The organism is Streptomyces sp. NPDC002403 (assembly GCF_053593015.1).
Genome location: NZ_JBSFBQ010000016.1, coordinates 1 through 25,839, shown reverse-complemented (window position 1 = coordinate 25,839; position 25,839 = coordinate 1). Strand labels below are relative to the sequence as shown.

Here is a 25,839-nt window from a genome sequence, read left to right as displayed (position 1 = left end):
GCGTGATCAGGGCCGACCGCCGTTGACCACCTGAAGGTGGCCGTTGACGGGAGCGCACAGGTCGGAGGCGAGCGCGAGAACGCAGCCCGCCACTTCGTCGGGGGTGGTCGGGACGATGCCCGGGCCCAGGGGGCCGCTGTGCGGCGTACCGGGCTCCTGTACCGGGCCGGGGGCCAGGCAGTTGACCCTTACGCCCTCGCCCGCCAGGTCGTGGGCCAGTGCCAGGGTGAGGCCGGCCACCGCCGCCTTGACCGAGCACAGGTGGGCCGCGGCCGGCCGCCCGCGTACCCCGGCCAGCGAGGACAGCAGCACCACCCGGGAGCGCCCGGCCGCGGCCAGCAGCGGAAGAGCGGCGGTGACCAGGCGGAAGACCGCGACCAGGTCGGTGTCCAGCAGCGAGCGGAACTCCTCGGCGGTGAGCGCGGCGGCCGGCCGGGGCCGTCCGTCATAGCCGGTGACGCAGTTGACGAGGACGTCCAGCCGTTCCACGCCCGCCGCGTCGAGTCCCGCGCGCAGCGCCTGCGGGCCTTCGGGCGCGGCGAGGTCGGCGGTCACCGGATGCGCGCGGACGCCGTACTCCGCGGCGACGCCGTCGGCGAGTGCGCAGGCCGCCTTCTCGTCCCGGCCGTGTACCACTGCCTCGGCACCCGCCGCCGCGAAGGCGCGCACCACCGCGCCGCCCACCAGTCCGGTCGCCCCGGCCACCAGCACCCGGGCGCCGGCCAGGCCCAGCGGGTCAGCCGCGTTCGACATGCGACACCACGGTGTGCAGCTGCGGCGTGGCCTTGGCGACGGACGCGAGCTCCCGGATGTGCTCCTGGAAGCCCTCGGACTGCACGACCTGCATGTGTGCCGCCGCGTCCTCCCAGCGTGCGATGTTGGTGTAGACGTTCGGGTTGGTCAGCGACCGGACCAGGGTGTGGTCGATGAACCCGGGCTGCGTGCGCATGTACACCGAGCTGGCCTCGAAGACCTTCTCGAACTCCTCGGGCGCCGAGGTCAGGATGAACTCGTTGATCAGGATCACCATCGGGGAACCTCCGTCGAGCCGTGCGTGGAAGGAAGCCCGCAGCTCGCGCCGCGGGATCTTGCCGTTGGGGGTACGCGGAAGCCGTGCGACGACCTCGTGACCGCGGACCTGCTTGTAGTAGGGCAACCGGGCGTTGAGCCGACCGATGATCCGCTCCGCCTCCTCGGGGGAGCCGGGGTCGGTGAGGACGAGCAGGGCGTGGGCGACCGCGCCGGACACCGGGTGCGGCCGGTCGAGAACGACGCTGTCGGCCACGGCCGGGTCCTCGGCGAGGGCGGCTTCGATCTCGGTGGGCGAGACGAGCCAGTTGTCGCACTTGAAGACGTCCTTGATGCGGTCGGTCAGGTGGAGCCGGCCGTCCGGGTCGATCCGGCCGACGTCACCGGTGGCGAGCCAGCCGTCGGCGTCGACGGCCGGGCCGTGCTCGCCGTCGAGGTAGCCCCGCATCACCTGAGGTCCCCTGAGCTGGATCTCCCCGTTCTCACCGGGCGGCAGCACCGCGCCGTCGTCCAGGGACACCACCCGGTGCTCGGTCCCGTCGACCGGCGTGCCGACCGATCCGGGGCGGTGGTCGCCGGGCCGGTCGAAGTGTGTGAGGGGCGAGGTCTCGGCCAGCCCGTACCCCTGGACCACGGGGACGCCGAAATGCCCGGAGAGGGTGTCGGCCAGGGCCGGGGCGAGCGCGGAGCCGCCGGAGGCAATCATCCGGGCGTCCGGCAGCCTCAGTTCGGACAGCCGGGGATGGGCGGCCAGCCGGGCCAGCCGGGCGGGCAGCAGGTATACGTGGCTCGCGGCGTGTGCGCGGGCCTGTTCGACCGCCTCCGCCGGGTCCGGTCCGGGCACCAGGACCTGGGTCGCTCCGGCGGCGAGGGCCGAGTTCATATGCATGGGGTGGTAGCTGGGGAAGTGCACGAGGGTGATGGATGTGTGGTCCAGACCGTGTGCCCGGGCGGTCTGGACCGCGTTGACCGTCACGTTGCGGTGGCTGAGCACGACGGCCTTCGGCATCCCCGTGGTACCGCTGGTGAAGTGCAGCGCGGCCGGATCGTCGGGGGCCGCGCGGTGCTCGGACACGCCGGGACCGGCGGTGTCGAGCAGGTCCGCGAAACGTCCCGTCTGCCGGTCGTCCCCCACGGGGTCCTCGCCGAGGACCGCCACGAGTTCCAGCCCGGGCAGCCCGCCCCGTATCCGGCGCAGCCGCGCGTAGAGCTCGGCACCGACCAGCGCGGCCCGCGCGCCGGACTTCTCCAGTACGTACTGCAGTTGCTGCTCGCGCAGCAGCGGGACCACCGGGAGTGCCAGGTTCCCGCTGCGCAGGGCACCGTGGTAGGCGATCACCACGTCGGGGTGCAGGTCCGCGCCGATCGCCACGACCGTGCCCCCCGCGCCCAAGCGTTCCCGCAGCAGCGCGGCACACCGGTCCACCGCCGCGTCGAGCCCCGCGTACGTGACCGCACGGCCGCCGAGGACGAGCGCGGGGTGGTCGCCGGACCGGCGGGCACCGGCCCGCAGCAGCAGATCGGCGCGGGCCGGGAGTCCGTCCAGGAGGTCAGGCACCGGTCTCCCCCTCCACGAAGGCCTTGGCCTGCCGCAGTGTCGCCGAGCTGTTGCGGCCCAGCGCGTCCCGGACGAAGGTCCGGGCCTGCTCCTCGGTCGCGTCCGGTCCCAGTACCCGGCCGATGGCGTCGGTCGCCAGTACGACGGTGTGCTCGGCGGTCGCCGTGACGCCCCCGCCCTCGTCCTCGGTCAGCAACCAGCTGCCGGTGTGCACGCGCAGCAGAGCCGGGGTGACGAGCTGCTTGTAGTGGATGCTGTGGGGCGCGGCGCAGACCCGGACCGACCGGGTGGTGTGGGACGAGCCGTCGGCGGTCCGGGTGTCCATCTCCAGGATCTGCACGCCGGGCAGATCCTCGGTGAGCTCCACCCGGGCGACGTGGGGGAGCCGCTCCACCCAGTGCTCCGCACGATCCAGGAAGGCGTGGACCGCGGCGGCGGTCCCGTCGATGCGCAGGCTGTCGCGGAAGGTGAAACTGGTCTCCCGGCCGGTTCCGGCGTCCCGGGCCGCCTCGGCCAGGGCGGCCAGCTCGGCGCGGCTGTTGCCGTCGACCGCCTTCTCCAGCCAGGCGAGCGTCTCGGCATCGTCGTCGACCGCGGCGTAGACGTGGGTGAGCACCACCTCGCTGCCGCCTGCCACCGGGCGCACGATCCACTCCCCGCCCATGGCTGCGATCGGTGCCACGGGCCGGTCCTGCCCGAAGGAGATACGCTGCCGCGCCGGATCGAGCAGCCGACGGGACGTCCAGGTGCGCACCCCGCCGTTGGCCGTGGCCCACAGCTGAAGCCGTTCCGGACCGCCACCCTCCGGCGCCCGCTCAAGGACGCGGGCGTGAACGGTGGGCGGGAAGATCAGCGGCCACCGCTCGACTGCGGCGAGCAGGGCGAAGACGACCGCCGGGGCGGCGGGGACGGTGACGGTGTGCGCGACGTCGACGCGGGTCGGGTCACCGGGCCGTTCGCCCGGTGTGCGCCGCGAGGGGCTGACGGTGAGGTCCGAAGCAGGGGGCGTGGCGGTCCGGGGCATGGTCTGGGACACGGTGTGCACCTTCCGGAGAGGAGTGGCGGGCCGGTCAGTAGTTGCCGAGGCCGCCGCAGACGTTGAGCGCCTGCGCGGTGACGGCGTCCGCGGCCGGCGAGGCGAGGTAGCCGACCATGGCGGCCACCTCCTCGGGGGTGGTGTAGCGGCCGAGCGGGATCTTCGCCTCGAAGCGTTCGCGGATCTGTTCCTCACCGGTGTTCCACGCCTCGGCGTAGGCCCGGCGCACCCGCTCCGCCATGGGGGTCTCGACGTATCCGGGGCAGACCGCGTTGACGGTGGTTCCGGAGCTGGCGAGTTCCAGTCCCAGCGCCTTGGTCATGCCGACCACACCCGCCTTGGACGCGGAGTACGGGGCGGCGAGGACGACGCCTTGCTTGCCCCCGGTGGAGGCGATGTTGATGACGCGTCCGCGCGGCCGGCCGAGTATCCCGCCGGCCGACAGCACCTCCCTGGTCACCAGGAAGACGCTGTTGAGGTTGGTGTCGATGACGTCGTACCAGACCTCGTCGGAGAGTTCGGCGGTGACGCCGCCGCCGTTGCGGCCGGCGTTGTTGACCAGCACGTCGATCGGGCCGTACGCCGCGACGGCCGCGGCGACCAGCGCCGTCACCTCCGCGCGGGAACGCACGTCACACGTCGTGCCGTCGGCCTCGTGCCCCTGGGCACGCAGTTCCTTGACGGTGGCGGCGACGTTCTCCGCGGAGCGCGCGCACAGGAAGACCCGCAGTCCGCTCTCGGCCAGGGCGCGGGCGATCGCGAGCCCGATTCCGCTGGTGGCGCCGGTGATCAGGGCCGTGCGCCGGTCCGCCGGGGTGCTGGTGTCGCTGGCAGGCATCTCGCTCCTCGTTCCTGGCCGCAGTGCGGCGTTCTCGGGGCACGGGCCGGTGGGTGGAGCCGGTGCCCGGCGTCGCCAGCGAGGCTGCCGGGAGCCGGTAGAGGCCCGCTGGAGCACGGGTGGAGAGCTGCCGCGAGGGCGTGTACTGGTTTTCGAGTGCTTCTCCAGCCACCGCTTCTACGTTGTCGACGTCCTGGCGAACGCCGGGGTCTGTGGGGGACCTGATAAAGGAGTGGTGATGGAATTTCCTGCCGATCAGCCGATGCGGGTGCCGGCTACCCAGGAGGTCGTCGACTACGCGGTCGCCAGCGGCATCGCACCGCTGCCCGCCCATCACGACCTGGTGGCACGCACCGAGAAGGAGACCGGTGACAAGGCCGGCATGCGCATCGCACCCGAACAGGGCGCCCTGATCACCCTGTTGGCCCGGATGGCGGGTGCCCGGCGGGCGGTGGAGGTGGGCACCTTCACCGGGTACTCCTCGCTGTCCATCGCCCGCGTCCTGCCCGCCGACGGACACCTGCTGTGCTGCGACACCAGCGAGGAGTGGACACGCATCGCCCGGGACGGGTGGGAGTCGGCGGGACTGGCCGACCGGATCGAGCTGCGCCTCGGCCCTGCCCTGGAGACCCTGCGGTCCCTGCCGCGCGAGGAGAGCATCGACTTCTCCTTCGTGGACGCCGACAAGACCGGCTACGCCGCCTACTACGAGGAGCTGATCGTCCGGACCCGGCCGGGCGGCCTGATCGTCTTCGACAACGTCCTCTACGGCGGCCGGGTGCTCGGTGACGAGCCGGTGACCGGAAACGCCGCCGCGCTGCGCAAGTTCAACCCGGCGCTCGCGGCCGACCCGCGGGTCGAGGTGGTCATGCTGCCGCTCGCGGACGGCCTGACCATCGCCCGCAAGCGCTGATCCGCTCTCGACGCCGCGCCCTCCGTACGGCCGCCCGGCGTCCGGGCACATCGGCTGCGGCCCGTTCCAGTACCCGTTCTTCGCTCAGTCAAGGAGTGGTATGTCAGGCAGAAGCGGACTCTCCCGTCGCCGGTTCCTCACCGGTGTCGCGGCAGGCGCGGCGCTCGGAGCACTTCCGCTGCGTTCCGCCGCCGCCGCGGAATCCGTCAAGATACTGATCATCGGCAGTGGTTACGCCGGCAGCGTCGCCGCGCTCCGGCTCGCGCAGGCCGGACTGGACTCCGTGGTCCTGGAGCGCGGCAAGCGGTGGCCGATCACCGCCCAGGGCGGCACCTTCGCCACCCCCGCGGCCCCGGACGGCCGGGCTTCGTGGCTGAACTCCTGGAGCCCCTTCGTCAGCCAGCAGCTCGACGTGTACCCCGGGGTGCTCGAGGCCTACCAGGCGAACGGGGTCATCGCCCTGGCCGGCGCGGGCGTCGGCGGCGGTTCGCTGGTCAACAACGCCGTCATGCTCAAGCCCTCCCAGAAGGCGTTCAACAGGGCGTTCGGCACCCACATCGACTTCGACGAGATGAGCGAGCAGTGGTACGCCAGGGCCCGCTCGCTGATCGGTCCGGCCCCGATGCCGGACGACGTGTACGCCTCCACGCACTACGCCGCCGCCCGCTCGTTCACCGCCGAGACCACGGCCGCGGGGCTGGCGCCGTTCCGGGCCGACATGTCGGTGGACTGGCAGACGGTACGGGAGGAGCAGGCAGGCACCAAGGAGGCGTCGCTGATCATCGCCCGCTCCATCTGGGGCGCCAACAGCGGTGCCAAGCGCAGCGTCGACCGGACCATCCTGGCAGCAGCCGAGGCCACCGGCCGGGTGTCGGTCGAGACGCTGACCCGGGTGGTGGACGTGGTGCCCTCGGCCGGCCGCTATCTGGTGCGGTGCGAACGCATCGATGACACCGGTGCCGTGGTGGCCCGGCCCGAGTACTGTGCGGAGCACGTCTTCTTCGCCGCGGGCTCGCTGGGCACCAGCCGACTGCTGGTCGCCGCCAGGGGCCGGGGCAGCCTGCCCGCCCTGCGCGCGTCGGTGGGCAGGGGCTGGGGAACCAACGGCGACCGGCAGACGGTACGGGTGGGCATGCCCTGGAACAACCCCACGCAGGGCGGTCCGTCCGGCATCGTGGCCCAGGACAACGACAACCCCTACGAACCCGTCACGATGATCAATTTCCCGTGGCCGGTGCCGCCCGCGGACGGCACCGGAGCACTCGGCGCACTCGCGATGACCACCTGCTCCGCCGACGGGTATTTCACCTACGACGCGTCCACCGGCAACGTGTCCCTGACCTGGCCGAACAACAGTCCCTCGGCCCTGCGCGCCACCCAGGCGGTGACGACCACCGTGGACCGGATCAACGCCGCCAACCCCGGCACCTCCACGCTGCGGCTGAACGCCGACACCACCTCCCACACGCTCGGCGGCGTGGTGCTCGGCCGAGCGTGCGCGACCGACGGGCGGCTGTACGGCTACAAGAACCTCTACGTCATCGACAGCTCGCTCATACCCGGCACCATGGCGACGGTGCCGCCGGCGCTGACCGTCACCGCGCTCGCCGACCGATGCGTGGAACAGGCGCTGCACCACATCCTGGGCTGATGGCACGCGGCCGGCCGGCCCCTCGGCGATGTACCGGTCGGCCGCCTTGTGGAGAAACTCGGTACCCCATCGGCTTTAACCAGCACAACGCCCTTTTCGCAAGTGTTTTTCGGGCAGATTCCGGTCTTGTCCGAGTATGTTTGCTCATCGGTCCGAGATACCGGCCGCTCTTCTGGGTAGCGTTCGGGACATCACAGGCGCTGCACGCGAAGCGGCCAGGCGATGTCGGCACTCAGGGGAACCGCGGCACCATGCATACGGCGACGCAGGCACGGGGGGAAACGGATGGACATTTCCGTCGGCATACTAGGGATGCTGGAATTACGGTTCGGGGACGTCGTGTGTGTGCCCAGCGCTCCGAAACCGAAAAAGGTGCTGGCGCTTCTTCTCATCTACTGCAACCAAATCGTCCCGGTCTCGGTCCTGGTGGAGGAGCTGTGGGGGAACCGGCCGCCGGCCAGTGCCAGGACGACGCTCCAGACGTACATCCTGACGCTCCGCAAACTGCTGCAGCGCGCTGACCCCGGCCTCGGCGAGCATCTGCTGACGGCCGGGCCCGGGTACATGCTCAAGGTCCCCGAGGCGGCCTTCGACCTGTATCGCTTCGACCAACTCGCCAAACAGGGCCGGGAGACGATCGGTCAGGGCGACGACGAGACGGGCGTGATCCTGCTGCGCCGGGCGCTTGACCTGTACCGGGGGCAGGTGCTCGTCGACGTGGACGCCGGCCAACTGGTCACCGCTCACGTGACCAGGCTGGAGGAACTGCGGCTGACCACCCTCGGGTTGTGCATCGACGCCGAGATGAGGCTCGGGCGGCACCAGGAACTCCTCGACGAGCTCGGCACGCTCGCCGCCCACCACCGCTTCCACGAGAATCTGCACGCCCAGTACATGCGGGCGCTGTGGCGGTCCGGGCGGCGCTCCTGCGCACTGGACGTGTACCAGCGGCTGCGCCGGGCCCTCGCGAAGGAACTCGGCATGGAACCCGCCTGGTTCCTCCAGCAGTTGCAGAGCGCGATACTCTCCCCCACCGCACCCCAGCACCATCCTCCGGGCCCCGGCCTGTCGCACAAGTCGGCCTGCTGACCGGCGCCCATCCCCCCGAACCCGTCCGTGGGGCCCCACCGGGCCCCACGGACCGGCATCAGGTCAGGTCGTCCCTGCTGACCTGACGGTGCTTCACCAGCCACGGCCCGGTGCCCTCGCGCACCAGCAGGTCCTCGCAGACCGTGCTGCGGTGCACCACGGGGGTGCTGCCGAGGGCGGTGGCGACGACCAGAGCGTAGCACCGGGCCGCCACACTGCCGTCCGGCCGGGGATCCACCGTCAGCATGCCGAGCCAGTGCCGATGCCTGATGCCCTGCTCGGCGAGCGCGGCGCGGGCCTTGGAACTGCTCGCCGCGAGGGCCTGCCGGCCGACCGCCCGGTCGTGTCCGCCGTGCAGGACGAAGACCCCGTCCTCGGTGAAGGTCTCCGCCCAGTCCTCGGTCCGCCCGTCGTCGAGCGCCTGCATCTGCCGTGCGTAGAAGTGTGAGACCTCGCTGTACAGCCGTTCCGTTTCAAGCGATGCGGTGCCGGTGTGCGGCATCGGACCTCCTTGGCGCGTAGGGATCCTCAGCCTGCCCCGCCCGCCTGGAGTGCGGCTCGAGTCGCGCTGGAACGGGTGGCCGCCCCTCAGCCGACGCCGGATCCGTCCACCGGCCTGGACGTCTCGTAAAGCCGCAGCAGGAGGGACATGAACTGCTCGCGTTCCTCCGGCGAGAACGGGGCGAGCAGTTCCTGCTCCAGCTCCGCGAGGGCGGCGGTCACCTGTGGCCATGCGCGCCGGCCGGCCGGGGTCAGCCAGACCCGGCTGCGCCGGGCGTCCTGAGCGTCCGGGGTGCGGCGCACCATGCCGGCGGCCTCCAGACGCTTGACCGCCTGGGTCGCCGTGGGGGCCTCGACCCGTACCTGCCGGGCGAGCTCTCCGACCGTGCTCCCGTCCGCCTCCCACAGGCAGCGCAAGAAGAACTGCTGGCCGGCGTGCAGGCCGAAATCGTTGAGCAGGCGTTCGGCACGAATCCGCGCCGAACGCCCCACCAGCGCGAAAAGGGTGCTGAAGTCCCCCAGGGACAGGGCGGGCTGAGTGGTCATGCGGCTATGACCTTCGGATCGCGGACGGTGTACGGAGCATGGGCCGACGACGCGGCGGACCGGTCGCCAGCGGCCATGGTACGCGGCGTCCCGCAGCACGGTCCGGCCCCGGTTCCACCGGCTTCCTAGTCCCGCTCCAGCGGTGCGGCCAAGGATCGTCCATGTCCCCCGGGCCATCCACGGGTGACGCGTCACACCACCGGCCGAGCACGGGAAAGGGTCGATTCGATGGACAGCGCACAGCCTTTGACGGGGACGTTCCGGAACGAGGCGGCATCCCCTCGGAATTGGCCGGGGAGCCGGCTCCCGGAGGCCCCCCACGCAAGTGGATCTACCCATTCCATGGCCCGGACCACGGGCGGGACCCGGTGAGTCGCAGGGTCGCCGTCACGGGCATCGGCGTCGTCGCGCCGGGCGGCAACGGGACGAAGGAGTTCTGGTCGCTGATCACCTCCGGACGGACCGCGACCGGTCCCCTCACCTTCTTCGACGCCACGCCCTACCGTTCGCGCATCGCCGCGCAGTGCGCCTTCGATCCGCTGACCGCCGGCTTCTCACCGCGCGAGGCCCGGCGTCTGGACCGGGCCGCCCAGTTCGCGGTGGCCTGCGCGCGGGAGGCGCTGGCGGACGCCGGTTTCGCCTCCGGCACACCCTCGGTGCCCGAGCGGACCGGCGTGTCCATGGGCACCGCCGTCGGCTGCACGATGAGCCTGGAGAGGGAGTACGCCGTTGTCAGCGACGGCGGCCGGGACTGGCTCGTCGACCACCGGCGCGCCGTACCGCAGCTGGTGGACTACCTGGTACCCAGCAGCCTGGCCCGCGAGGTGGCGTGGGCGGCGGACGCCCTCGGTCCGGCCGCGGTCGTCTCGGCCGGCTGCACCTCCGGGCTCGATGCCGTCGGGCATGCCTGCGAACTGATCCGTGAGGGCACCGCGGACGTCATGCTCACCGGCGGCAGCGACGCCCCGATCTCGCCGATCACGGTGGCCTCCTTCGACGCGATCCGCGCGACCTCGGCGCGCAACGACGACCCGGCCACCGCCTCCCGGCCCTTCGACCGGACCCGGGACGGCTTCGTCCTCGGCGAGGGCGCCGCCGTGCTGGTACTGGAGGAATGGGAGCACGCACGGTCCCGGGGGGCCCACGTGTACGCCGAGATCGGCGGTCATGCCGCGCGCAGCAACGCGTTCCACATGACGGGACTGCGCCCGGACGGCAAGGAGATGGCGGAGGCCATCACCCGCGCGCTGGACGAGGCTCGGCTCGACGCGACCGCCGTGGACTACGTCAACGCGCACGGATCAGGCACCCGGCAGAACGACCGGCACGAGTCGGCCGCCTTCCTGCGAGCCCTCGGCGAGCACGCCCGGACCATCCCGGTCAGCTCGATCAAGTCCATGATCGGCCATTCGCTGGGGGCCATCGGGGCCATCGAGATCGCCGCCTGCGCCCTCGCCCTGGAGCACGGCGTCGTACCGCCCACCGCCAACCTCCACGAGGCCGACCCTGAATGCCCGCTCGACTACGTCCCGCTCACCGCCAGGCAGCAGCGTCTCGACGCGGTCCTCACGGTGGGCAGCGGCTTCGGCGGCTTCCAGAGCGCCATGGTGCTCACCCGGCCCGAAGGGACCCACCGATGACCACCCACGCTCTCCCGACCGACTCGCCGGCCGGCCGGGCCGACGGCCGAGAGGACACGGTCCTCGTCACGGGCCTCGACGTACGGGCGGCCAACGGCAGCGGCACCGACGCCTTCTGGCAGAGCGCTCTGGAAGGGCGAAGTGGCATCGGCCCGATCACCCGCTTCGACGCCTCCGGGTACCCGAGCCGGCTGGCCGGTGAGATCGACGCCTTCGATCCGGCCGCCGGCCTGCCCGGCCGGCTGCTGCCGCAGACCGACCGCGTCACCCAACTCGCCCTGACATCCGCGTCCGAGGTACTGCGGGACGCCGGTCTGGACCCGGCCGTGCTCCCGGAGTACGGCGTCGGGGTGGTCACCGCCAACTCCGCCGGCGGGTTCGAGTTCGGCCAGCGGGAGCTGGAGAGCCTGTGGGCGAAAGGGCCGCGGTATGTCAGCGCGTACCAGTCCTTCGCCTGGTTCTACGCCGTCAACACCGGCCAGATCTCCATTCGGCACGGCCTGCGCGGCCCCAGCGGAGTCCTGGTGACCGGTCAGGCCGGCGGGCTGGACGCGGTCGGGCACGCACGCAGAATGCTGCGCAAGGGGACGCACGCCGTCCTCACCGGGGCGATGGAGTCGGCGCTGTGCCCGTGGGGTTACGTGGCGGAGCTGACCGGCAACCGGCTGAGCACCGCCGACCGCCCCGAGGAGGCGTGCCTGCCCTTCGGGGAGCGTGCCGCCGGACAGGTCGTCGCCGAGGGCGGTGCGCTGCTGATCCTGGAGAGCGCGGCCTCGGCCGGCGCCCGGGGCAGCACCCGCGACTACGGCGAACTGGCCGGTTACGCGGCCTGCTTCGACCCTCCGCCCGGCTCCGGACGGCCTGTCGGCCTGGTCAGGGCCGCCCGGGCGGCGCTGGTGGACGCGGGCATCGAGCCGTCGGCGATCGGCGCGGTGTTCGCCGAGGGCGCGGCCGTACCGGAACTGGACGCCCAGGAGTCCGCGGCGATCACCGAGGTCTTCGGGGCACACGCGGTCCCGGTCACCGCGATCACCTCCCTGACCGGCCGGCCCGGCGCCGGGGCCTCCGCGCTCGATCTGGCGGCGGCGCTGCTCGCGGTCCGGGACGGGGTGATCCCCCCGACCGCGGATGTCGGCCGGGTGTCGGCCTCCCACCGGATCGACCTGGTGACAGGACGGCCGCGTCCGCTCGCCGGCGACGCGGCACTGGTGCTGGCCCGCGGGCACGGAGGCTTCAACAGCGCCGTGGTCGTCCGCCGCGCCGACCGGCCGTGACCACCGTTCTCCTCCCCCACCGCTACCACCGCTCCCATCAAACCCACAGATCCCACCGGAAGGTGACCACCATGACCGATTTCACCCTCGACGACCTGAAGCGCGTGATGCGGGAGTGCGCCGGCGAGGACGAGAGTGTCGACCTGGACGGCGACATCTTGGACTCGCCGTTCGAGGGCCTCGGCTACGACTCGCTCGCCCTCCTCGAAACTGCGACCCGGATCGAGCGGGAACGCGGCGTGAGCGTGCCGGAGGAGATGCTGAGCGGCGCGAAGACCCCCCGGCTGCTGCTGAACGTTGTCAACTCCGCCCGCTGAACCGGCCGGTGGCCGCCGCCGGGCGGCGGCCACCGCGCACGGCAAGCCGACTCGTGGATGAGGAAAGATGACCGACCGACCTCTCGTCCTGGTCACCGGAGCCACCGGGGCCCAGGGCGGCTCCGTCGCCCGTCACCTGCTGCGGTCCGGCCGCTGGGCGGTGCGGGCCGTGACCCGCGACCCGCGGTCGGCGGCCGCCGGCGCCCTGGCCGCCCTGGGGGCCGACGTCGTCGCCTGCGACCTGACCGACGGCCGGCAGGTGCGCCGGGCGGCGACCGGTGTCCGGGCCGCGTTCCTGGTGACCGACTACTGGTCTCTCAAGGAACGCGAGTACGAGGCGGCCCGCACGACGGCCGAAGCCGTGCTGTCCGCCGGTGCCGGGACACTGGTGCACAGCAGCCTTCCCGAGGCGCACCGGCGCAGCGGCGGCGCGCTGTCCCTGCCGCACCACGACGGCAAGGCCAGGCTGGAGGAGGAACTGCGCGGGCGCGGCGCGCCGGTCGTCACGGTCCACCTGTCCACGTACTACGAGAACTGGCCCGCCCGTCGGCTACGCAGAGAACCGGACGGCTCGCTGGCCTTCGCACTGCCGCACGGGGACACCCCGCTGCCCGCTGTCTCGGTCGCCGACCTCGGCCCGGTGGTGGCCGCCGTGATGGCCGCCGGCCATACCTTGCACGGAGAGGTGGTCAAGGTGGTCGGCGACCTGCGCCCCGCCGCCGCCTACGCCGCCGACCTCACCCGGGTGCTCGGCGTCCCGGTCGCCTACCGGGACGTGCCCTACGAGACGTACCGGGAGCTGCCGGTGCCCCACGCCCACGCCATCGCGGACATGCTGGAGTTCACCCGCCGCCACCCCGACGTCACCCCCGCCGACGTGTCCCGCGCACGGACCCTGCACCCCGGGATGAGGACCTACGGCGACTGGGCGGAGTCGGCGCGCGATCAGTTCGCGCACCTGCTGTGAGGCGACGGCTGGAAACGCATCCGCACGGCACGGTCGGCGGTGTCGTAGTAACCGCCCTCCGCGCGTGGGCCGGTATCCCGGGTGCGCGGAGTGCGTTCGGTGGTCCCCGACCGCGTCAGGGCTCCGCCTCGGCCGCCGGGCCGGACGGTCTCGGCGCATGGCCCGTCACCTCGACGACCGGAGTGAGGTCAGCCGTGGAACCGTCTCTCACCCGCCGCCTGCTGCGTTCGATCTACCGCAGCCTGGTGGCGTACGGAACGATGTATACGGGAGTGGATCCGGTCGGCTCGGGCGGGACCGCGCCCGAGCCGACCGAGATGCTGCGTGGGCCCGGAGCCGCCCACCCGGAGCGGGTGCGGCCGGACATGCCTCTCACGCCGTCGGAGCGAGCGCACCTGCGGGAGCTGCGCTCACGCTGATTCCCGCGCCGAGGAGATCTCCACCTCCCCCAGCGAGTCCGGCCATTGCCTCAGCGGGACAGACTCAGGGCCCGGCGCGAGCCGAGCCCCACCTGTTCGGACGGCCGCCGGTCTCCACAACGGCCCCTGGTCCTGGAGCAAGGACCGTCCCGCAACCCGTGGCGGATCAGCGTGCGGCGTCAGATGCGGTGATGCGCTTCGTGGGGTCGGGCGCAGGGAACCACGACCGCGGTGCCTATCAGGCCCTGACGGACGGTCCATCGCCCCTGGAAGTGTCCGAGCCGACGGCCTTCCACCAGCGGTCCGGGCACGAGCAGCACGGCACGGAAACCTCCCTGCTGCCCCTGTCCGGGGTCCGCGGTGATGTCGATGTCGGCTTCGTCGAAGTCCAGCGGACTTCCGGTCAGGGGAAACCACGCCTTGTAGACGGATTCCTTCGCGCTGAACAACAGCCGGTCCCAGTGGATCGCGGGCTGCCGAGCCGCCAGTCGTGTCAGACGCCCCCGCTCGCCGGGCAGCGAGACGGATTCCAGGACACCATCCGGGAGCGGGGCATGGGGTTCGGCGTCTATGCCGAGGGAGGCCAGGTCGGCCGAGCGCGCCAGCGCGGCCGCGCGGTAGCCCTCGCAGTGCGTCATGCTGCCGACCAGCCCTTCCGGCCAACGAGGGGCACCTCGCACACCGGGCAGAACGGGCTGTGGTGGCAGGCCGAGCTTCTCCATGGCGAGGCGGGCGCAGGCGCGTACCGTAGCGAACTCCCGGCGGCGCTTGGCCACCGCCCGCGCGACGATCGCCTCCTCTTCGGGGTACAGGAACGCCTCGTCGGCCGCATCGTCATGGCAAGTCTCCACGGCTACCACCGAGTCGGGGAGCAACTCATCGATCACCCGGATCGGCCTCCAACGGAAGAATGCGGCGCAGTGCCCCCGGTGGGTGCGGACGCCCGCGCCACTCGCGGGGATATCCCACGGACACCTCTTCGAAGCGGACGCCCTCGTGGTGGGTGGTCCGCGGGATGTGCAGATGACCGTAGACCATGGCGGCCACGCGGAACCGGCGGTGCCAGTCGGCGGTCAGCCGGGTTCCGCACCACATCGCGAACTCGGGATACCGGAGAACATCCATGGGGTGCCGGTCGAGCGGATAGTGGTTGACGAGGACCGTCGGCATGTCGGCAGGAAGTTCGGCGAGCCGACGCTCCGTCTCGGCCGTTCTGGCCAAGCACCACGCCTCACGGCTCGGGTAGGGGTCGGGGTGCAGCAGGAACTCGTCGTTGCATACGACGCCCGTGCGATGCGCATAGGCCAGCCCCTCGTCCTTCGTCGTGCAGCCGGCCGGCAGGAAGCTGTAGTCGTAGAGCAGGAACAGCGGTGCCACGACCACCGGGCCGCCCGGACCCTCCCAGACCGGGTAGGGATCTTCGGGAGTGATCACGCCCAGTTCCCTGCACAGCTCAACCAGGTGTTCGTAACGAGCCGCACCGCGCAGTGTGACGAGGTCCCTCGGGTGACTCCACAGTTCGTGGTTGCCCGGTACCCAGACAACCTTGCGAAAACGGCCTGCCAACGTCTTGAGGGCCCACTGGATGTCGGCCACGGTCTCGGCGACGTCCCCGGCCACGAGCAGCCAGTCGTCGTCGGAGCCGGGGCGCATCCCCTCCACGAGAGCGCGATTCTCCTCGTAACCGATGTGGAGGTCGCTGACGGCCATCAGCCGCCCCGTACCCCCCGCTGTCGATGCCAACTCCCCCTCCCCTCATCGGTGAACGGCATCACAAGAACACACCTGGACACGTGCTGACAAGGCCCGCCCGGTGGCACGGCAGGTCACTGCCGCAGGGCGAGGACGAGAGACTGCTGCAGCCGGGCCGTGGACAATCCGGGGCGTGCCGGGGAACTTGATCCGATCCGGACCGATCCCGGTCATCACGGCGGCGCACTGCCGGAGATGGGGCATGGGCGACGCGTTGACTGCTCTCGGCCCCACTCCTCCCGACAGCCGTGCGCCTCGATCGCCTCATCCAGCACGTCGCGCGACACCAGCGACGCCAGGACCCGGCACCGGCTTGCCAGACCGTCACCAACTGCCCTGCGGCCCATAGGCATTGCCCTTGCCTGAGTCCAGGCTCCGATCCCGAGCCGTTCCACGGAACGGCTCGCATGTCCAGGCGGAGAACTGTAAATTCTCTGGGCGGGATACACGGGGATGCGCGCATCCCCGACATTTCTGGCGCGCGTTGGAGGTGTGGCTGTGTTGATGGCGGGTAGGGCTCTCAAGTTCGATGAGATCAAGCGCTACGGATCCTTCGCCCCCGAGGAGAGGGCGAAGAGGTCTTCATGCACGCCAACGATCTGGCCGACGAGAAGCACCTTTACCAGGCCGGCGGCACCGTCGAGCTCTTCAACGGGAGAGAAGGGGCCGAAGGCATCGGAGATCCTGCTGTCTTACCAGCCATCACCCAGGTGAAGTGATCCACCACACGCCCGCAGAGGGAAAGACGGGGGCGTGAGGGAGAATCTCGAAATGCTCGGCAACGCAAGGATCGGACACCCTTTATGAAGCCCTCGCAAGTCGCCCAAGAATTGTGGATCAGAAGATTTCTGAGCGCCCCCGGCGCAACCTCCGCGCCCGCTCGCGCTCGGACAGCACTGCTCGTCTGCCTGCCGCACGCGGGCGGCTCGGCGTCTTTCTTCTTCCCTGTCTCACGGGCCCTTTCGCCCGCACTGGACGTCGTGGCCGTGCAGTATCCCGGCCGCCAGGACCGGCGGCACGAGACACCCGTGGACGACATCCCGGAGCTGGCGCGTCAGGTCGCCGACGTGCTGGGCCCGGTGGACGGGCGGCCGGTGGCCCTCTTCGGCCACAGTCTCGGTGCCTCTCTCGGCTTCGAGATCGCCCGGCTGCTCCAGGCACGCGGTACCGACGTGTGCCATCTCTTCGCCTCCGGCCGTCGCGCGCCGTCGCGCACCCGGGACGAGCGCGTGCACCTGCGCGACGACGAGGGTCTGCTCGCCGAGGTGCGCGAGCTGAGCGGCACCGACCCCCGTGTCCTGGGTGACCCGGAGGTGGTGCGCATGGCGCTGCCCGCACTGCGCGCCGACTACCGGGCGGCGGAGACCTACCGTTACGTGCCGGGGCCCCCGCTCACCTGCCCCATCACCGTCTTCACCGGTGACAACGACCCCAAGGTCAGCGCGGAGGAGGCCGGCGCCTGGTCCGCGCACACTTCTGCGGAGTTCGATCTCCGAACCTATCCTGGCGGGCACTTCTTCCTCACCGACCATCAGGCAGACATGACCCGGATCATCCGTGAGCGCCTGGCACCGGTCGCCCCGCAGAGGTCCAGCTCGGCGCAGTAGCCCCCGGGGACCCCTACCCGGTGTGGACCGGCAGGGCGGTCCGGTGGCCGTGGCCCCCTGTTCGTGGGGTACGACTACACGTGCCGCCCGGCCGGGGCCCGTACCCAGGAACCGGGCCTCACATTCGCGCAGAGCACCGACGCCGAGTGATACCGGCACCCGGAGTTGACCCAATGGTGCGGCGCAGAGGCCAGTGCCGAGTGACACCGGCGGTTCAACGTGGCGCACGAGGGGTGCTGCTCGCGGTCTTCGTCGTCGTGCCACGTACGGCGGCCGAGCGGGACATGCCTGGAACATGTCCCCCGGCCGTCCGGAAAGTGCCGGGCCCAGGAAGCATGATCCACCGCAGAATGCGGGGCACGGACTCGGGGGCAGCAACAGTGCTCGGCGCGAACCCCGATCGGGTAAATGCACTGCTTTCGGTTATTGCCCACAGAATCCGGACAAGGCGATCGTGTATTTTTCGCGTGCTCGTGTCGTACCCGTCGTGGTTGCTCTTGCGGCCGGCATGGTGCTGGCCGTAATCGGCCCGCTCATGGATAGATTCGACAACCCAATTTGCCATGCCGCTGCTCTCGTCTTCTCCAGCGGATGGGCGTGGGCGTGCTTCGCCTTTCTGGTGGGCCTTTCACGCCGGTCCAGGATCGAGTCGGCGCTCCTGGCTTCTTCCGCACTGGCCGTAGCCGTGGCCGGGTACTACGTTTTCAAGTTCATGTTCCCGATTTCCCCCATCGGCCCGGTCATCTCCTCCGGTTCCAAAGAGGAACTCGTTTCCAGGATCCTCGGCTGGGGAATTGCGGCTCTCATCCTTGGGGCCCCTGTAGGGCTGGTGGGGAACATCGCACGGACGCGCAGTATCGGAGGCCTCCCGTTCCGGCTGCTCATTCCGTTGATCGCCTTCTTCGAGACCTCTGTGCGATTGGACGTGGAGGCCCCCTTGCAGGAAGCGGTTGCCGGGGCCACCTGGAACACGATCCGCATTGCAGCGGGGATCGCCGCTGTGGCCCTGCTGGCACACGGGCTGACGACATGGCGTGCCCGGCGGAACAAACCCGAGGCAGGCATGGGGTCGACGCGCTGACGAAGTGCCTCTGAAGCGCTCGCACACGTCAGGGGCCTGCGCCTGTCAGCCCGGGCAGTTGTACGAGGAAGTCCCGGTTCGGCCTTTCGGACTCGGCTGGCAACGGCGACGCCTTCGACTCCCCGTCCATCGGCAGCACCCCTCCGGATCCCCCAGGCGAGGGCGGCGGCACTCGCCGAAACCGGAACCCACGAAGTGCGCGATGCCCGCCTCGGCGACTGCCGCGACGGCGAACGCAGCCTCGCCACCCGCTGACCGACTCCACCGGACCGGGCGAGCCGGCCATCGCCGACCGCGGGCGCTGCCGGCGTCGGCGTCGGCGTCGGCGTCGGCGTAGAGGTACGGGACGCCGCGGTCAGCGGCGAGTTGTGCGCGGCGAGCGACGACGGCGCGGAAAATGCCCCGCCTCCTTCGCGTGGCCTGTCGCGGGACAGACACGCTGGTTGAGGCGATTCCGGCGTCCATGCAAGCGTCGGATGGCCGGCGGATCGGCATTCCTGCAGCGCCTCGGCCTTGAGCGGCACGGGTTGACCTGGCTCCGGCCGGAGATCGACTGTGTCCACCCGCTCGATGGCGGCGAGGCCGGCGTGCTGCACCGCTCGGTTGAGGCGACCGCCGCCGGGCTCGGCCGGGACGGTTCCCGCTGGCGGCTGGCGTTCGCGGGGCCGGCGGCCCGCTTCGACATGCTGGCCGAGGACATCATGGGGCCGCTCTTGCGCCTGCCCAGGCACCCGCTCGCCCTCGCCCGGTTCGGCCTGCCGACGCTGTTGCCGGGCTCGGCCATCGCACGGCTGTTCACCACCGAGCGAGGCCGGGCGTTGTTCGGCGGGGTGGCCACGCACGCGTTCCGGCCGCTGCACCACTCGCTCTCCTCCGCCATCGCCCTGGGCATCATCGCCGCCGGGCATCGGCACGGCTTGCCCGTCGCCGCCGACGGATCGCGGTCGGTCTCGGCGGCGCTGGCCGCAGTCCTCGCCGAACACGGTGGCAAGATCGAGACCGGCATCGAGGTGCGGCACGCACACGACCTGCCACCTGCGGACATCACGATGTTCCCGACCTCGCTCCGCGGGCCGTCGCCGGCATCATCGGCGACCGGCTGCCGTCTCGTGTCACCCGCGCGTACCGGCGCTTCCGACACGCCCCGGGAGCCTTCGAGGTCGACTTCGCGGTCGACGGCGGCGTCCCGTGGACGAACCCGGACGCCCACCGAGCCGGCACGCTCCATCTCGGCGGCCCGTACGCCGAGATAGCCGCCACCGAACGGGACATCCACGCCGGCCGCATGCCCGAGCGCCCGTTCGTCCTCATCGGCCAGCAGTACCTCGCCAACCCCCAGCGCTCCGTCGGCGACATCCACCCCCTCTACAGCTACGCGCACGTGCCCCACGGCTACACCGGCGACGCGACCCAGGCGGTGATCAGCCGGATCGAGCGGTTCGCTCCCGGGTTCCGGGAACGCATCGTCGGACACGTATCGCGATCCACCATGAACATGCACGCCTACAACCCCAACAACGTGGGCGGCGACATCGTCACCGGCGCCAAGGACGTACGCCGGCTCGTCTTCGGCCCGCGGCCCACACTCTCCCCCTATGACACCGGTGTCCCCGGCATGTACATCTGCTCGGCCGCCACACCGCCAGGACCGGGCGCGCACGGCATGTGCGGCGCCAACGCCGCCGAAGCGGCGCTGCGTCACTTCCACCGCTCTCGCCTGGCGTAGCTCCACACTCGGCCAAGGACTCCGCCAACCACAACGCTCAACCGGCCAAATGCGCCGCTCATCGCCATCCATAGCGCTCAGCGACACCTTCGGCGCCCCGACGTCGTGCTGACGGTGCGTCACTCTCGTTGCGGCCGTTCTGGTCTTCTGGGTCAGGAATTCTGTTCAGATAGCCGGCGAGGCGTTCGAGGATCTCGTCCACGGTCTTGGTCCAGACGTACGGGCCTGGGGTCGGTTTTCCATGCGGCGATCCAGGTCCGGATGCCCTTCTCCGGGGTCTGGAGAGATCTGTGAACGTCTCGCCGTATCTGCTTGTTCGCCAGCTCGGCGAACCACCGCTCCACCAGGTTGCCAGGACGATCCGGTGGGTGTGCAGTGCGGGTGGAACCGTGGGTACGCGAGCAGCCAGGTCTTGACAGCCGGGGTCTCGTGGGTGGCGTAGTTGTCCAGCACCAGGTGGACCCGGGGAAGGACGGGCGGAGAGCCAGTGGAGTTTGGGGGGTTCAGGGGTTGATGGCGTGTTCGGTGAACTGGCCACAGGAGCGGAACCCCAGGCGGCGGTAGACGGGCTCGCCGTCGGCTGACGCCTGCAGGACTGCGATGCGGTGGTCTCGGTCGCGGGCCGTACGGAGTGCCGCGAGCGTGATGGCGCCGCCGTAGCCGCGTCGACGGTGGGCGGCCAGAGTGGAAATGTTGTAGATGCCGGCGACTCCCGCGTGGTGAAACACTTCAGCGGAGCAGACCGGACGGCTCTCCACGTAGCCGACCAGATACCGGGCCGGGCACTGCGCGGCCAGTGCCTGCGGGGCGGCCTGCGCGAAGAAGCGGCGGACAGTGTCTGCGGGCGGGTCCCAGTTCGCGGCAAGAACCGTGGCGTAGTCGGCGAGCTGTTCGGGCGTGGCCACCTGCTGGATGCCCAGTCCCTGGGCGGCAGGCGATGGCAGGGTGTCGTCCAGTTCGGCCCACATCGCCGTCTCGCGTTCGGACGGCGGCAGACCGGCCGCGGTCAGGTGGGTGGTGAGGTCCACCGGTGTCGAGGCGGGCCCCACCCACCAGGAGAAACGACGGCCGGTGCGCGCCAGCGTCCCAGTAGTCTCGGTGATACGTGCCGTAGCGTCGGCGGCGGTGAAGCGGGCCGCAGCAACGATGTTGAAAGTGTCGTCGTCCAGGCCGCTGTCCGCGACCAGGAGGTCACCAGCATCTGTGACGGTCGCACCGGCCATACTCCGATGCAGGTGACAGGCATGTTCCGCCAGGTTCCGTTCCATCCTGTCCGTCAAGTCGGCTTCATTGAGGAAATGATCATTCATAGCAATGGATCCCAGCATGACTGGGCGAAGATCGCCTGCGATTTCGGGCCGTCCGTCGGCAGTGTCGCGCTGGCGCCCAGCACATTCGATACACGCCCTGACGCCCTGTGGGCGCATAGGTTCACCGGGCTGGATCCGCGCTCGCCGTGACTGGGCACGATAGTTGGCCGTTGACCGGCCGGTCGGCGACGGGATCCGAGCCTCGGCGTGGCCCTGTCATCTGTGGGGCAGGCCGGGGCCACTTGCGGGTGGGGGCTGCGGAGGTGGAAGGGTCATGCGACTTCGTAGGATCGGCGGACGTTACGGAGGTCCCCGGCCTGCAGGTCCTCGTCACGGATCCAGAAGGAGACATTGACGATCTCGCCCCAGGCGGTCCCGGCTTCCGCCTCCAACTGCAGCAGCGGCCGATGGCCCTTCGGCTGCGGGGTGTCGCTGCTGTCGCACCAGCCGAGCAAGCGGTGTCGCGGAGCCGGCAGGAGAGTGGATAGCGCCTGGTCCAGGTTGATCAAGGCAATGACGTCCCCTCCGACTGCTTGATCGGCCTCCGCACTTGTCCAGCCCGGCAGTGAGGGCAGTGCACTGGCCTCCAGCGACAGGGCCGGCAGTGCGGGGCCATTGCCTTCACGTGGCCGCCAGTCAGATCGAGCCGCCACATGCACGACACGGCCACCGTCATCACCAAGATCGAACTTCAACTCAGCAGCGAAGTCATCGTCATGGAAGAAGAGCAGGTAGCCGTGACCGGGAAACGTCCAGTCCTTGCCGAGCAGACGCGCCGCCTGGCTGCAGTCCACCTGAGCCAGCAGCACCATCGGCTTCCCTCCGTAGTGGGGCCATTCGAACGACTCGGTGGTTCGCGGCAGGCCCCCGATCATGCTGCCCGCCTCCGAGAAGTCGGCTCGCACGGCAAACCCCACTGACGGCCTGACCAGGGAATGGAACCGTTCAGCAGCATCCGTACCCAACTCGGTACGGATGATCTCCTCGATCGCTGGTCGGTTGCCGGAATCGCGGCCTACAAGATCCATGACAATGAGTCTGTCACCACGCCGCACGGTGATCGCGAAGCCGGTCCAGGCCGACGAGTACACCGTCCGCGACGTGATCCACCGGTTCAAAGAGATCGGCCTGGCCTGTCAGGATCCTCGGTGGGCTGGAGGCCGTCCCCGCCTGCTCCGCCCTGACGACGAGGACTTCGTCATCCAGGCGGCCATCACTCGCCCGGCCAAGCTGAGCCGGCCTTTCACCCACTGGTCGATCCGAAAACTCGCCGCCTGCCTGCGCCGCGTCCACGTCCACGTCCACGTCCACGTGATCCGGATCGGCCGCGAGGCGTTACGGTGCCTGCTCGCCCGCCGCGGCGTTACCTTCCAGCGGACCAAAGCGCGGACGTCCTCTCGGGACTGCTGGCTGACCAATCCGGCGAACCTATGCGGTCAGAGCACCGGACGACGGCCCCGCATCAGACACGCCGGCCGGTTTGTCCATCCGGTCGAGAAAGCGAAGCGTACGAGGGACCCCCACTCCGGCCCCAGTGGCGGGCGTAGTGCGACGCCTGCGTCGCGGCCGGCTTCCTGTCGGGCGCCCCCGTTCCGGGCCTCGACGCCGCCGACGAAACCGCCTGGGACTCTGAAACAACGCCTACCCGTCGGCGGCCAACGCCCGCACCGCACGCTCCACTGCGACTTGGCGCCCCTCGGGAGTTCGGGCTTGGAGCAAGGGTAGAAGCACCAAGTACTTCGCGGTCTTGTCGAGTGCCGAGAAGGCGTTTGCCGCCCGGATGTCCTCCGCCAGAGCCGCTGCCAGTTCATCGGGCACCGCGGCCGTCGACTGCGGCGCGTATGCGGCGGCCCAACGCCCGTCCGCCTGCGCCTTGCGTACCTCCGCCAAGCCCGGCTCGCGCATCCGGCCCGCAGCCGCCAGCACGGCGACCTTGTCGACGTTGACCTGCGACCACAGGCTCTTCGGGCGCCGCGGCACGTACTTCTGCAGGTAGTACGAAGCGTCGAGCGACCGGCGCTGACCCGAGATCCAGCCCCAACACAGCCCCACGTCGACCAGTTCGTCGGCTGTCACGGACGCGATCCCGGAGCCCTTCTTGGCAACCTTGACCCACACGCCGTCGTGCCGAGCATGGTGATCCGCCAACCAGCCTTCGAACGCATCGCTGTTCGCGAAGGCCACGACCTCGACACCGCCGATCTCGTCCATGGCCCCATGGTATGCGGCCGCCAGCCCGACGCCGGGCCACGCGCTCCGATCCACCTCGCCCTGGTGTTCGGACTCGGCGAGAAGACCGAAGCGGATGGCTCGCGCGCGGAGTTCGGTGGGGGCGCTACCGATCTCCCGGCAGCAGGTGGCGAGTTGGACCGTCATGATGCCGACGGGTTCGGTACCGGTGGCGTCGAGCTCACCGCGCAGGGCGAGGTCGTCGGTGCGACGTGCCCGGTGGACGAGGGTCACCTGGCCCGGGAGCGTCTCGAAGAGCGCGCGCAGCGGAGTGATGCCGACGCCGGCCAGGAACAGCACCTTGGAGGCGGTGCAGCGGCCGGCGGTTAACCCGGGCATGGCCCCTCGGCCCATACCCGGGTGCCCGGCGTCAGACGGGCGAGTGCGGCACTGTGGCCGCCGACGGCCTTCACCGTGATGCGCAGATGGTGTGGGTGCGCGGGTGCGGAGAGGGAGTACGGGTTGGCGGTCCACCACAGGCCGGGGGCCAGGAAGCGCCAGCGCAGGAACTGCCCCGGCTCGCCGCCCAGCTCGTCCAGGCGGTCGCCGGTGAGGTGGACGGAGACCACGCCCGGCGCTTCGGGGCGGACCGCGGTGACGCGCAGACGGTGACGCGGTCTGCCCCGTACGGGTACGGCGAACCGGTACCAGGCCAGCATCGCGGCGACGCCGAGGAAGAGTGTGTACCAGGCCACCTGGGCGAAGCTGTTGCCGACGAAGTCGACTCCGTCGGAGAGCTGGTGGCCGGAGGCGAGGAAGACGGCCCGGGTAGGTGGCGAAGTGCAGGTAGTGCCAGGTTTCGTAACTGAGCCTGCGCCGGGCCACGCGTGCCGAGAGGGCTCCGACGGCCAGGAGCAGCAGGAAGCCGGCCGTGCCCTTGAGGAGGTCGGGGTAGTGCAGCACGAACACGGAGGTCTGACTCATCATGTTCGTGTGGGAGGCCAGGGAGTAGCCCCAGGTGATCAGCAGGGTGTGGGCGAGTACCAGGGAGACGGTGCAGCGGCCGCCCCAGGCGTGCCAGCGGGCGAGCCGGTCGGTGCCGATCGTGTGGTCCAGGAGCGGCGTGCGGGCCGTCAGGGCCAGCAGGACCACACAGGTGTAGCCGGCCAGGAGACCGGTGATGCGTCCCGCGCCGGTGAGCCAGCCCGCCGGACCGACTACCGAGGTCGTGTCGCTCCACCGGGCCGCAGATCATCCTCCGTGAGGTCGAAAGGCTCGGGCAGACTCTGCCCGTAGAGGCGCAGCCGCCAGAGGTCGAAGATCTCCTCCCCGTCGGCCGTGAAGTCCACATCGACCTCAGATCCGTCCTGGCTGATGAAGAGGCAGCCTGCTCCGTGGACGCTGTAGGAGCAGGTCCCGATATCACCGCTCCGGCTGATCCGGTGCGAACGGACCAGACCGAGCACGTCCGCCAGCCGCTCGAGCGGAGGGAAGGCCGCCCGCATGGCCTCGCCGGCCGAGTCGAGAACATCGACGTAACCCATCACCAGATCACGAGCCGTCGTCACTTGCGTCCCTCCCCTGCTGCGCCACCCCCGGCATACGTGTACGAGGGAATTGTTCCACGTGGGCTTCCGGTGTCTCCGCCGATGTCCGCGATCTCCGGGGCACCGCCTCGCCGCAGCCCGCGCGGAGTGACATCCCGCCAGTTCCTGAACCCGGCCTTCCGGGATCAGGAGGACCAGCTCGCCGAGTTCGAGCGGCGGCACCTCGACGACGTCCAGGCACCGCGGCAGGCACTCGTAGCCACCCGGAGCCAGATCCTTGAACTGCGACGACGCCTTGGCCCCCGAGCCAGTGGCGGGGCCCTGATTGGCCTTCAGTCAATACGGCACCCTCGGCGGACTTCGCTCCGAGCCTGTTGAGTCTGCGGTGCATAGCGTGGATCGAGTCCGAACATGGCGAGTTCGGGTCCGCCGTGAGTATGCGCGAGGCCGATCGTGCACGCGAATCCAGGACCGATCTCGTCCTGTCGAGCGGCCGGGGTTCGTGACCACCCTTTCGACCGGACCACACCGTCACCGTCCGCGACCGCTGCCCAAGATCTGTGCCAGAACCACAGTTGTGACAGTGAGTCCGCGGTGTGGGCCGCCTTCGCCGACCTTCCCATCTTGTTCCGGGAAAGGTGTGTTCCTGACACACGCCGGGGGTCGAGCGAGGCCTCCGCTCGGCCTGAAGGGAAGCAGTTACAGGTGGCGCTGTCCCTCGCCGGAGTGATGGCTCAGACGTCGATGCGGGAGCGGTCCAGGGTGGCGGCGGAGCTGGTGATGAACTCCTTGCGCGGCGCCACCTCGTTGCCCATCAGCAGATCGAAGACCTGCTCGGACGCCTCCAGATCGCCGATGTTGATCCGGCG

The 25,839-nt window shown here is 70.5% G+C and carries 26 protein-coding genes and 2 pseudogenes; 14 read left to right on the top strand and 14 right to left on the bottom strand.

The genetic code is table 11. The annotated features are described in order from the left end of the window. Nucleotides 1–6 precede the first annotated feature (6 nt). Genes ACWCPY_RS19275 through ACWCPY_RS19260 form a run of 4 tightly spaced genes read right to left on the bottom strand, consistent with a single transcriptional unit; the run spans nt 7 to nt 4,461 of the window. On the bottom strand, nt 7–753 hold the full coding sequence (locus tag ACWCPY_RS19275; protein WP_451266425.1) for an SDR family NAD(P)-dependent oxidoreductase: 747 nt from the start codon (nt 751–753) through the stop codon (nt 7–9). After that, complete coding sequence (locus ACWCPY_RS19270) at nt 737–2,587, bottom strand: AMP-binding protein (RefSeq protein ID WP_451266424.1); 1,851 nt, start codon at nt 2,585–2,587, stop codon at nt 737–739. Before ACWCPY_RS19270 ends, ACWCPY_RS19275 begins: the two co-directional genes overlap by 17 nt. Continuing rightward, nucleotides 2,580–3,623: an aromatase/cyclase gene (locus ACWCPY_RS19265; RefSeq protein WP_451266422.1), complete on the bottom strand. Its 1,044-nt coding sequence runs from the start codon at nt 3,621–3,623 to the stop codon at nt 2,580–2,582. The genes ACWCPY_RS19270 and ACWCPY_RS19265 overlap by 8 nt, the downstream gene beginning before the upstream one ends. A gap of 34 nt (nt 3,624–3,657) precedes the next feature. Beyond that, nucleotides 3,658–4,461, bottom strand: a complete 804-nt coding sequence (locus ACWCPY_RS19260) for an SDR family NAD(P)-dependent oxidoreductase (RefSeq protein ID WP_451266420.1) — start codon at nt 4,459–4,461, stop codon at nt 3,658–3,660. 238 nt (nt 4,462–4,699) lie between these two features. On the opposite strand from ACWCPY_RS19260, the gene ACWCPY_RS19255 reads away from it, so the two are divergent. The 3 genes from ACWCPY_RS19255 (at nt 4,700) to ACWCPY_RS19245 (ending at nt 8,114) form a co-directional block, all read left to right on the top strand. After that, nucleotides 4,700–5,374, top strand: coding sequence for an O-methyltransferase (locus tag ACWCPY_RS19255; protein WP_451266418.1), 675 nt, complete (start codon nt 4,700–4,702; stop codon nt 5,372–5,374). A gap of 100 nt (nt 5,375–5,474) precedes the next feature. Next, complete coding sequence (locus ACWCPY_RS19250; RefSeq protein ID WP_451266416.1) at nt 5,475–7,025, top strand: GMC oxidoreductase; 1,551 nt, start codon at nt 5,475–5,477, stop codon at nt 7,023–7,025. A 285-nt stretch (nt 7,026–7,310) separates the two neighbouring features. Next, a complete protein-coding gene (locus ACWCPY_RS19245; RefSeq protein WP_451266414.1) occupies nt 7,311–8,114 on the top strand; it encodes an AfsR/SARP family transcriptional regulator in 804 nt (267 codons plus the stop codon). A gap of 58 nt (nt 8,115–8,172) precedes the next feature. On the opposite strand, the gene ACWCPY_RS19240 is transcribed toward ACWCPY_RS19245, so the two are convergent. Both ACWCPY_RS19240 and ACWCPY_RS19235 read right to left on the bottom strand, forming a co-directional pair. Beyond that, nucleotides 8,173–8,616, bottom strand: a complete 444-nt coding sequence (locus ACWCPY_RS19240; protein WP_451266412.1) for a nuclear transport factor 2 family protein — start codon at nt 8,614–8,616, stop codon at nt 8,173–8,175. Between the two features lie 86 nt (nt 8,617–8,702). Continuing rightward, a complete protein-coding gene (locus ACWCPY_RS19235) occupies nt 8,703–9,161 on the bottom strand; it encodes a MarR family winged helix-turn-helix transcriptional regulator (protein WP_451266410.1) in 459 nt (152 codons plus the stop codon). Nucleotides 9,162–9,436: 275 nt separating this feature from the next. Between ACWCPY_RS19235 and ACWCPY_RS19230 the strand changes: the two genes are divergently transcribed. From ACWCPY_RS19230 to ACWCPY_RS19210, 5 genes are all read left to right on the top strand, one after another. Then, nucleotides 9,437–10,801, top strand: coding sequence for a beta-ketoacyl-[acyl-carrier-protein] synthase family protein (locus tag ACWCPY_RS19230; protein ID WP_451266699.1), 1,365 nt, complete (start codon nt 9,437–9,439; stop codon nt 10,799–10,801). Further along, the gene (locus ACWCPY_RS19225) at nt 10,798–12,075 is read left to right on the top strand and encodes a ketosynthase chain-length factor (protein WP_451266408.1); all 1,278 of its coding nucleotides are present in this window, start codon (nt 10,798–10,800) and stop codon (nt 12,073–12,075) included. Before ACWCPY_RS19230 ends, ACWCPY_RS19225 begins: the two co-directional genes overlap by 4 nt. 71 nt (nt 12,076–12,146) lie before the next feature. Then, nucleotides 12,147–12,392 (top strand): acyl carrier protein, encoded by a 246-nt coding sequence (locus ACWCPY_RS19220; protein ID WP_451266406.1) that lies wholly within the window; start codon nt 12,147–12,149, stop codon nt 12,390–12,392. A gap of 67 nt (nt 12,393–12,459) precedes the next feature. Beyond that, nucleotides 12,460–13,359: an NmrA/HSCARG family protein gene (locus tag ACWCPY_RS19215; protein ID WP_451266404.1), complete on the top strand. Its 900-nt coding sequence runs from the start codon at nt 12,460–12,462 to the stop codon at nt 13,357–13,359. Between the two features lie 194 nt (nt 13,360–13,553). Continuing rightward, nucleotides 13,554–13,778, top strand: a complete 225-nt coding sequence (locus ACWCPY_RS19210) for a DUF6059 family protein (RefSeq protein ID WP_451266402.1) — start codon at nt 13,554–13,556, stop codon at nt 13,776–13,778. Between the two features lie 179 nt (nt 13,779–13,957). Here the strand turns inward: ACWCPY_RS19210 and ACWCPY_RS19205 are convergent, their stop codons facing one another. Both ACWCPY_RS19205 and ACWCPY_RS19200 read right to left on the bottom strand, forming a co-directional pair. After that, on the bottom strand, nt 13,958–14,665 hold the full coding sequence (locus ACWCPY_RS19205) for a 4'-phosphopantetheinyl transferase family protein (RefSeq protein ID WP_451266400.1): 708 nt from the start codon (nt 14,663–14,665) through the stop codon (nt 13,958–13,960). Continuing rightward, nucleotides 14,655–15,521 carry a metallophosphoesterase family protein gene (locus tag ACWCPY_RS19200; protein ID WP_451266398.1) on the bottom strand — a complete coding sequence of 289 codons (867 nt, stop codon included), beginning with the start codon at nt 15,519–15,521 and terminating at the stop codon, nt 14,655–14,657. Before ACWCPY_RS19200 ends, ACWCPY_RS19205 begins: the two co-directional genes overlap by 11 nt. A 593-nt stretch (nt 15,522–16,114) precedes the next feature. Between ACWCPY_RS19200 and ACWCPY_RS19195 the strand changes: the two genes are divergently transcribed. From ACWCPY_RS19195 to ACWCPY_RS19175, 5 genes are all read left to right on the top strand, one after another. Then, nucleotides 16,115–16,249, top strand: a complete 135-nt coding sequence (locus ACWCPY_RS19195; protein ID WP_451266396.1) for a hypothetical protein — start codon at nt 16,115–16,117, stop codon at nt 16,247–16,249. Nucleotides 16,250–16,333: 84 nt separating this feature from the next. After that, nucleotides 16,334–17,137: a thioesterase II family protein gene (locus ACWCPY_RS19190; protein WP_451266394.1), complete on the top strand. Its 804-nt coding sequence runs from the start codon at nt 16,334–16,336 to the stop codon at nt 17,135–17,137. A 487-nt stretch (nt 17,138–17,624) separates the two neighbouring features. Next, complete coding sequence (locus tag ACWCPY_RS19185) at nt 17,625–18,218, top strand: hypothetical protein (RefSeq protein WP_451266392.1); 594 nt, start codon at nt 17,625–17,627, stop codon at nt 18,216–18,218. 476 nt (nt 18,219–18,694) lie between these two features. Beyond that, complete coding sequence (locus tag ACWCPY_RS19180) at nt 18,695–19,471, top strand: hypothetical protein (RefSeq protein ID WP_451266390.1); 777 nt, start codon at nt 18,695–18,697, stop codon at nt 19,469–19,471. A gap of 32 nt (nt 19,472–19,503) precedes the next feature. After that, complete coding sequence (locus ACWCPY_RS19175) at nt 19,504–19,944, top strand: phytoene desaturase family protein (protein ID WP_451266388.1); 441 nt, start codon at nt 19,504–19,506, stop codon at nt 19,942–19,944. Nucleotides 19,945–20,447: 503 nt separating this feature from the next. Here the strand turns inward: ACWCPY_RS19175 and ACWCPY_RS19170 are convergent. Both ACWCPY_RS19170 and ACWCPY_RS19165 read right to left on the bottom strand, forming a co-directional pair. Beyond that, nucleotides 20,448–21,212 carry a GNAT family N-acetyltransferase gene (locus tag ACWCPY_RS19170; protein WP_451266697.1) on the bottom strand — a complete coding sequence of 255 codons (765 nt, stop codon included), beginning with the start codon at nt 21,210–21,212 and terminating at the stop codon, nt 20,448–20,450. A gap of 314 nt (nt 21,213–21,526) precedes the next feature. Beyond that, nucleotides 21,527–22,282, bottom strand: coding sequence for a DUF1963 domain-containing protein (locus ACWCPY_RS19165; RefSeq protein WP_451266386.1), 756 nt, complete (start codon nt 22,280–22,282; stop codon nt 21,527–21,529). Between ACWCPY_RS19165 and ACWCPY_RS19160 the strand changes: the two are divergent. Beyond that, nucleotides 22,230–22,658, top strand: a pseudogene (locus tag ACWCPY_RS19160) (helix-turn-helix domain-containing protein); the annotation flags it as partial. The gene ACWCPY_RS19165 and the pseudogene ACWCPY_RS19160 sit on opposite strands and share 53 nt — an antisense overlap. A gap of 237 nt (nt 22,659–22,895) precedes the next feature. Here the strand turns inward: ACWCPY_RS19160 and ACWCPY_RS19155 are convergent. From ACWCPY_RS19155 to ACWCPY_RS19140, 4 genes and pseudogenes are all read right to left on the bottom strand, one after another. Continuing rightward, on the bottom strand, nt 22,896–23,159 hold the full coding sequence (locus ACWCPY_RS19155) for a YdeI/OmpD-associated family protein (RefSeq protein WP_451266695.1): 264 nt from the start codon (nt 23,157–23,159) through the stop codon (nt 22,896–22,898). A gap of 495 nt (nt 23,160–23,654) precedes the next feature. Beyond that, nucleotides 23,655–24,662, bottom strand: a pseudogene (locus tag ACWCPY_RS19150) (ferredoxin reductase family protein); the annotation flags it as partial. After that, on the bottom strand, nt 24,641–24,991 hold the full coding sequence (locus ACWCPY_RS19145) for a DUF6896 domain-containing protein (RefSeq protein ID WP_451266384.1): 351 nt from the start codon (nt 24,989–24,991) through the stop codon (nt 24,641–24,643). The gene ACWCPY_RS19145 and the pseudogene ACWCPY_RS19150, both read right to left, overlap by 22 nt. A gap of 311 nt (nt 24,992–25,302) precedes the next feature. Then, nucleotides 25,303–25,593, bottom strand: a complete 291-nt coding sequence (locus ACWCPY_RS19140; RefSeq protein WP_451266382.1) for a DUF4262 domain-containing protein — start codon at nt 25,591–25,593, stop codon at nt 25,303–25,305. Nucleotides 25,594–25,839 lie beyond the last annotated feature (246 nt).